Here is a 7,668-nt window from a genome sequence, read left to right as displayed (position 1 = left end):
TTCAATCTGTACGGTGTAGTACTTCTCATGCGGCCCCTCGTCGGAGACGCGGTAGAAGTTAATGATGCAGTTGACCTTTTCGCGATTGGCCATGGCCATCGCCAGCAGGGGCGAGGCCTTGTCGATGTTCTTGGTGATCTGGATCGGTTCGTGCGTGGCATGTCTGATGTTGCCGATGTTCAACATGCGATGGTTGAACGCCAGCACCATGATTTCGTCGGTGTGGCCGCTCTGGCATTTGTTGCCGATGGAGCTTGGGGTGGAACAGCCTTTACTGATCAGCCCTTGTTCCTTGCCGGTGAGGGTCATGTAGCCGTGACTGGCCATGTGCGTGACTCCTTGTCGAGGGAGTGGGCAGGCTAGTGGCTTACGGTGTGTGGGTATGTAGGGCGGTTCTGAAATTGCGTTTAACGGTGAAGGTGGAAAAGCGAAAGGTCTGACACGCCGCAGCGGCTGGACTTGCTGGCGTTTTGCGCCAGATCGCCGGCAAACCAGCTCCTGCAGTGAGCCGCCGTCCTGCCGGTTTTCAGGCTTTACTCGCCCGTTGACGCTTTCGGCGATTCCCCTGTCGTTTTTGCATCATGGCGACCACGCAGCGAGGCATATGCTGGCCCCAAAGCGCCGGCAGACGATTCGGTGCAGCAAAAGCAAAACAGGGGACAGCCTGATGAGCCCAGCCGAATTACACGCAGACAGCATCGTTATCGACGGGCTGATCATCGCCAAATGGAACCGCGAGCTGTTCGAAGACATGCGCAAAGGCGGCCTCACCGCCGCCAACTGCACCGTGTCGGTCTGGGAAGGCTTCCAGGCCACCGTCAACAATATCGTCGCCAGCCAGAAACTGATCCGCGACAACAGCGACCTGGTGATCCCGGTGAAAACCACCGCCGACATCCGCCGCGCCAAGGAACAAGGCAAAACCGGGATCATCTTCGGCTTCCAGAACGCCCACGCCTTCGAAGACCAGCTCGGCTACGTCGAGGTCTTCAAGCAGCTCGGCGTCGGTGTGGTGCAGATGTGCTACAACACCCAGAACCTGGTCGGTACCGGCTGCTACGAACGCGACGGCGGCCTCTCCGGTTTCGGCCGCGAAGTGGTCGCGGAAATGAACCGCGTCGGCATCATGTGCGACCTGTCCCACGTGGGCTCGAAAACCAGCGAAGAAGTCATCCTCGAATCGAAAAAGCCGGTCTGCTACTCGCACTGCCTGCCGTCCGGCCTCAAGGCACACCCACGCAACAAGTCCGACGAAGAACTGAAGTTCATCGCCGACCACGGCGGTTTCGTCGGCGTGACCATGTTCGCCCCGTTCCTCGCCAAAGGCATCGATTCGACCATCGACGACTACGCCGAAGCCATCGAATACACCATGAACCTGGTCGGCGAAGACGCCATCGGCATCGGCACCGATTTCACCCAGGGCCACGGCCAGGACTTCTTCGAGTGGCTGACCCACGACAAGGGCTACGCCCGTCGCCTCACCAGCTTCGGCAAGATCGTCAACCCGCTGGGCATCCGCACCGTCGGCGAATTCCCCAACCTCACCGAAACGCTGCTCAAGCGCGGCCACCCCGAACGGGTGGTGCGCAAGATCATGGGTGAAAACTGGGTCAACGTCCTGCGCGACGTCTGGGGCGAATAAGCCGCCCGCGCCACGCCTGTTCACCCCTGCAAACGCGCAGGGGTCGCCAACCAAATTCTTCTGGAGTTCAGTTTCCATGGCCAAGATCGCCCCGCAATTGCCTATCGAAGTCGACAGCGAAACCGGTGTCTGGACCAGCGACGCCCTGCCCATGCTCTACGTGCCACGGCATTTCTTCGTCAACAACCACATGGGCATCGAGGAGGTGCTGGGCGCCGACGCTTACGCCGAGATCCTCTATAAGGCCGGCTACAAGTCCGCCTGGCACTGGTGCGAGAAGGAAGCCGAATGCCACGGCCTGGACGGCGTGGCGGTGTTCGAGCACTACATGAAGCGGCTGTCGCAGCGCGGCTGGGGCCTGTTCAAGATCCAGGACATCGACCTCGATAAAGGCACCGCCAGCGTCAAGCTCGAGCATTCGGCGTTCGTCTACGTCTACGGCAAGGTCGGGCGCAAGGTCGACTACATGTTCACCGGCTGGTTCGCCGGGGCCATGGACCAGATCCTGGCCGCCCGCGGCAGCTCCATTCGTACGGTCGCCGAGCAGCTCTACGGCGGTTCGGAAGAAGGCCACGACGACGGCCTGTTCATCGTCAAGCCGTTGTAAGTCGAGGATTGCGCCATGGCATTCGAAGCTATGTTTCAGCCGATCCAGATCGGCAAACTGACCATTCGTAACCGGGTACTGAGCACCGCGCACGCCGAGGTCTACGCCACCGACGGCGGCATGACCACCGAGCGCTACGTGAAGTACTACGAAGAGAAAGCCAAGGGCGGGATCGGCCTGGCGATCTGCGGTGGCTCCTCGGTGGTGGCCATCGACAGCCCGCAGGGCTGGTGGAAATCGGTCAACCTGGCCACCGACCGGATCATCCCGCACTTCCAGAACCTCGCCGACGCCATGCACAAGCACGGCGCCAAGATCATGATCCAGATTACCCACATGGGCCGCCGCTCGCGTTGGGACGGCGAACACTGGCCGACCCTGATGTCGCCCTCGGGCATCCGCGAGCCGGTGCACCGGGCCACCTGCAAAACCATCGAGCCGGAAGAGATCTGGCGGGTGATCGGCAACTACGCCCAGGCCGCGCGCCGGGCCAAAGCCGGCGGCCTGGACGGCGTCGAGCTGTCGGCCGTGCACCAGCACATGATCGACCAGTTCTGGAGCCCCCGGGTCAACAAGCGTACCGACGAGTGGGGCGGCAGCTTCGAAAACCGCATGCGCTTTGGTCTCGAAGTGCTCAAGGCCGTGCGCGCCGAAGTGGGCCCGGATTTCTGCGTGGGCATGCGTATCTGCGGCGACGAATTCCACCCCGATGGCCTCAGCCACGAGGACATGAAGGCGATTGCCCAGTATTACGACGCCACCGGCATGCTCGATTTCTTTGGGGTGATCGGCTCGGGGTGCGACACCCACAACACCCTGGCCAACGTGATCCCGAACATGAGTTATCCACCGGAGCCGTTCCTGCACCTGGCCGCCGGGATCAAGGAAGTGGTCAAGGTGCCGGTGATGCACGCGCAGAATATCAAGGACCCGAACCAGGCCACGCGCATTCTCGAAGGCGGCTACGTAGACATGGTCGGCATGACCCGCGCGCACATCGCCGACCCGCACCTGATCGCCAAGATCAAGATGGGCCAGATCGACCAGATCAAGCAGTGCGTCGGTGCCAACTACTGCATCGACCGCCAATACCAGGGCCTGGATGTACTGTGCATCCAGAACGCCGCGACCTCCCGCGAATACATGGGCGTGCCGCACATCATCGAGAAAACCACTGGGGTCAAGCGCAAGGTGGTGATCGTCGGTGCCGGCCCAGCCGGTATGGAAGCGGCGCGGGTGGCGGCCGAGCGTGGCCACGACGTGACCGTGTTCGAGAAGAAGGCGGCCATCGGCGGGCAGATCAGCATCGCCGCCAAGGCGCCACAGCGCGACCAGATCGCCGGCATCACCCGTTGGTATCAGCTGGAGCTGGCGCGGCTGAAAGTCGATCTGCGCCTGGGCACCGCTGCGGACGCCGAAACCATCATGGACCTGCGCCCGGACATCGTCGTGCTGGCGGTGGGTGGGCACCCGTTCCTGGAGCAGAACGAGCACTGGGGCGCGGCCGAAGGGCTGGTGGTCAGCAGCTGGGACGTGCTCGACGGCAAGGTTGCGCCGGGCAAGACCGCGCTGGTCTACGACACCATTTGCGAGTTCACCGGGATGTCGGTCGCCGACTTCCTTGCCGACAAGGGCAGCCAGGTGGAAATCGTCACCGACGACATCAAGCCAGGCGTGGCGATTGGCGGTACGTCGTTCCCCACCTACTACCGCAGCATGTACCCCAAGGAAGTGATCATGACCGGCGACCTGATGCTGGAAAAGGTCTACCGCGAGGGCGACAAGCTGGTGGCGGTGCTGGAGAACGAATACACCGGGGCCAAGGAGGAGCGGGTGGTCGACCAGGTGGTGATCGAGAACGGCGTGCGCCCAGACGAAGCGTTGTATTACGCGTTGAAGGAAGGTTCGCGGAACAAGGGCCAGATGGACATCGAGGCACTGTTCGCGATCCAGCCGCAGCCGATGCTCGGCGAGCCGGGCGACGGCTACTTGCTGTACCGGATCGGCGACTGCGTGGCGCAGCGCAACACCCACGCGGCGATCTATGACGCCTTGCGCTTGTGCAAGGACTTTTAAGGGTCGGCACTTACTCCAGCTTTACTGTGGGAGCGGGCTTGTCCGGCGATGAAGTCAACGCGGTGTGCCAGATACGCCGCCATCGCGGGACTAGCCCGCTCCCACAGAGGGCAAAGCCCTTCCCCACAGGGGGGCTGCGAGCCGTTGAATCGCCTTTTGGGAGCTTCCCATGCTGAACACCCTGCTTCCCGTCCTCCTGTTCACCGCCCTCGGCCTGGCCGTGCTCGGCGCGGTGCGCCGGCTGCGGATGTGGCGCCAAGGCCGGCCGGCCAAGGTCGACCTGCTCGGCGGCCTGCTGGCCATGCCGCGCCGCTACATGGTCGACCTGCACCATGTGGTGGCCCGCGACAAATACATGGCCAACACCCACGTCGCCACCGCCGGCGGCTTCGTCCTCGCCGCCGTGTTGGCGCTGCTGGTGCATGGCTTCGGCCTGCATAACCGCATCCTCGGCTACGCGCTGCTCGGCGCCACGCTGCTGATGTTCGTTGGCGCGTTGTTCGTCTTCAAACGTCGGCTCAAGCCGCCTGCGCGGCTGTCCAAAGGCCCGTGGATGCGCCTGCCGAAAAGCCTGCTGGTGTTCGCCACTACCTTCTTCATTGCCACCTTGCCGGTGGCCGGGATACTTCCCGCTGGTTTCGGCGGCTGGCTGCTGGTGGGCCTGCTCGGCCTGGGTGTGCTCTGGGGCGTGTCCGAGCTGTTCTTCGGCATGACCTGGGGCGGGCCGATGAAGCACGCCTTTGCCGGCGCCTTGCACCTGGCCTGGCACCGTCGCGCCGAGCGCTTCGGCGGCGGCCGTTCGACCGGCCTCAAGCCGCTCGACCTGGAGGACCCGCGTGCCCCGCTGGGGGTGGAAAAACCCAAGGATTTTACCTGGAACCAATTGCTCGGTTTCGACGCCTGCGTGCAGTGCGGCAAGTGCGAAGCGGCCTGCCCGGCGTTCGCCGCCGGGCAACCACTGAACCCGAAAAAACTGATTCAGGACATGGTCGTCGGCCTGGCCGGCGGCACCGACGCCACCTTCGCCGGCAGCCCGTACCCCGGCAAAGCCATCGGCGAACATGGCGGCAACCCGCACCAGCCGATCGTCAACGGCCTGGTCGATGCCGACACCCTGTGGTCGTGCACTACCTGCCGGGCCTGCGTCGAGGAATGCCCGATGATGATCGAGCACGTCGACGCCATCGTCGACATGCGTCGCCACCTGACCCTGGAAAAAGGTGCCACGCCGAACAAGGGTGCAGAAGTGCTCGACAACCTGATCGCCACCGACAACCCCGGCGGCTTTGCCCCCGGCGGGCGGATGAACTGGGCGGCCGATCTGAACCTCGCCGTCCTCGCCGACAAGCAGAGCACCGAGGTGCTGTTCTGGGTCGGCGACGGTGCCTTCGACATGCGCAACCAGCGCACCCTGCGCGCCTTCGTCAACGTGCTGAAAGCCGCCGCGGTCGACTTTGCCGTGCTTGGCCTGGAAGAGTGCGACAGCGGCGACGTGGCCCGGCGCCTGGGCGACGAGGCGACCTTTCAGCAACTGGCCCGGCGCAATATCCAGACCCTGGGCAAATACCGTTTCCAGCGCATCGTCACCTGCGACCCGCACAGCTTCCATGTGCTGAAGAACGAATACGCCGCGTTCGGTGGCGAGTACCAGGTGCAGCACCACAGCACCTACATCGCCGAACTGATCGCTGCCGGCCGCCTCAACCTCGGCGTGCACAAAGGCAGCAGCGTCACCTACCACGACCCGTGCTACCTCGGCCGCTACAACGGCGAGTACGAGGCGCCGCGGCAGGTGTTGCGCGCCCTCGGGATCGAGGTGAAGGAGATGCAACGTTTCGGTTTCCGCTCGCGCTGCTGTGGCGGTGGCGGCGGCGCGCCGATCACCGACATCCCTGGCAAGCAACGGATCCCCGACATGCGCATGGACGACATCCGCGAAACCGGCGCCGAGCTGGTGGCCGTGGGTTGTCCGCAATGCACGGCGATGCTCGAAGGCGTGGTCGAACCCCGCCCGCTGATCAAGGACCTGGCCGAACTGGTGGCCGACGCCCTGCTGGAAGCCCCGGCGGCGAACAAGCCTTTGCCCGAACGTGAACCTGCGGAGGTGCACTGATGAGCGACATTATCCGCCGCGACCCGCGTGCCGAGTGGATCGCACGTAACCGCCTGCACCCGCTGCATGCGGCGATGCAGGTGCAGCAGAGCAGCTGGATGGGGCCGAACGGGGTTATCCGCAAGAACCCGCATGCAGTCGGTTTCATCGGCCCCAACGGGGTCAAGCGCATCGACCGCAGCGGTGCCCAGCAGGGCGGTGGCAGCAAGCGCAGTGCGGCGGCCGAGGTGGTCTTGCCGTTGCACCAGGTGCCGGCGCCGGCGTTCTACATCGCGGTGGTCCCGGACATGGTCGGCGGCCGCCTCAGCAGCCACGACCGCGACCTGCTCGGCCTCGCCCACAGCCTGGCCGGCAGCGACGGTGCGGTACTCGCCGTAGTGTTCGGCGAGCACAAGGAAAGCAACTTTGCCGGCAACGGTGTCGACCGCCTGTTACTGATCGACGGCGAGGAATACGCCGGTTATGCACCGGAGCAGCTGGTGCAGGGCTTGCGCGCTGTGGATAACCAGTTCAAGCCGCGCCACTGGCTGCTACCGGACAGCCGCAGCGGCGGTGGCGAGCTGGGCCGGCGCTTTGCCGCCGCGTTGGGCGAGCGCCCGGCGACGCGGGTCTGGCAGATCAAGGACGGGCTTTGCTGCGGTCGTGCCGGTGCCGGTCAGCAGGACCTGATTCGCCGTGTGCCGCGGCTGATCCTCGGCGCGGCGGAATGTGCCGAACCGGTCAGCGAAACCCGCCACGAAGCCTTGCCAGTGGTGTTGTCCACAGGCGTGGCGCGCAGCCTGGCGCGTATCGAAGACCTCGGCCCGGTGGCCGTCGACCCGGCGGCGATCGCCATGGCCGAAGCGGAATTCATCATGTCCGGCGGCAACGGGGTCAAGGACTGGGCACTTTTCCACAGGGCCACGGCGGCGCTCGGCGCCACCGAGGGCGCGTCGCGGGTGGCGGTGGACGACGGCTTCATGCCGCGCAACCGCCAGGTCGGCGCGACCGGTACCTGGGTGACTGCGCGGGTGTACGTGGCGGTGGGGATTTCCGGGGCGATCCAGCACCTGCAGGGCATCGGTGCCTGCGACAAGGTGGTGGCGATCAATCTGGATGCCGGCTGCGACATGATCAAGCGCGCCGACCTGTCGGTGATTGGCGACAGTGCGGCGATTCTGCAGGCACTGATCGAGGCTGTGGAAAACTATCGCGGCGACGCCAAGCGCGACGCCGCCTGAGGGCAGG

At 64.6% G+C, this 7,668-nt stretch carries 6 protein-coding genes; 5 read left to right on the top strand and 1 reads right to left on the bottom strand.

All coding sequences use genetic code 11. The features are described 5' to 3' along the window. On the bottom strand, positions 1 to 327 hold a 327-nt coding region (gene tssD / locus DCO48_RS20770), incomplete at its 3' end, for a type VI secretion system tube protein TssD (protein ID WP_116552482.1). A gap of 340 nt (positions 328 to 667) precedes the next feature. Here tssD and DCO48_RS20765 point away from each other — a divergent pair. The 5 genes from DCO48_RS20765 (at position 668) to DCO48_RS20745 (ending at position 7,661) form a co-directional block, all read left to right on the top strand. Continuing rightward, positions 668 to 1,645 carry a dipeptidase gene (locus tag DCO48_RS20765; protein WP_116552486.1) on the top strand — a complete coding sequence of 326 codons (978 nt, stop codon included), beginning with the start codon at positions 668 to 670 and terminating at the stop codon, positions 1,643 to 1,645. A gap of 76 nt (positions 1,646 to 1,721) precedes the next feature. Next, positions 1,722 to 2,252, top strand: coding sequence for a DUF5943 domain-containing protein (locus DCO48_RS20760; protein ID WP_116552481.1), 531 nt, complete (start codon positions 1,722 to 1,724; stop codon positions 2,250 to 2,252). Between the two features lie 15 nt (positions 2,253 to 2,267). Further along, a complete protein-coding gene (dgcA, locus tag DCO48_RS20755; protein ID WP_116552480.1) occupies positions 2,268 to 4,328 on the top strand; it encodes a dimethylglycine demethylation protein DgcA in 2,061 nt (686 codons plus the stop codon). A gap of 169 nt (positions 4,329 to 4,497) precedes the next feature. Continuing rightward, positions 4,498 to 6,441 carry a dimethylglycine demethylation protein DgcB gene (dgcB, locus tag DCO48_RS20750; RefSeq protein WP_116552479.1) on the top strand — a complete coding sequence of 648 codons (1,944 nt, stop codon included), beginning with the start codon at positions 4,498 to 4,500 and terminating at the stop codon, positions 6,439 to 6,441. Further along, positions 6,441 to 7,661, top strand: coding sequence for an electron transfer flavoprotein subunit alpha/FixB family protein (locus DCO48_RS20745; protein ID WP_116552478.1), 1,221 nt, complete (start codon positions 6,441 to 6,443; stop codon positions 7,659 to 7,661). The genes dgcB and DCO48_RS20745 overlap by 1 nt, the downstream gene beginning before the upstream one ends. Positions 7,662 to 7,668: the final 7 nt, after the last annotated feature.

The sequence above is a fragment of the Pseudomonas sp. SDI genome (genome assembly GCF_003105155.1).
Lineage (GTDB): Bacteria > Pseudomonadota > Gammaproteobacteria > Pseudomonadales > Pseudomonadaceae > Aquipseudomonas.
Note: the sequence above shows the minus strand (reverse complement) of the source record. Positions and strands in the feature narration are given on the sequence as shown.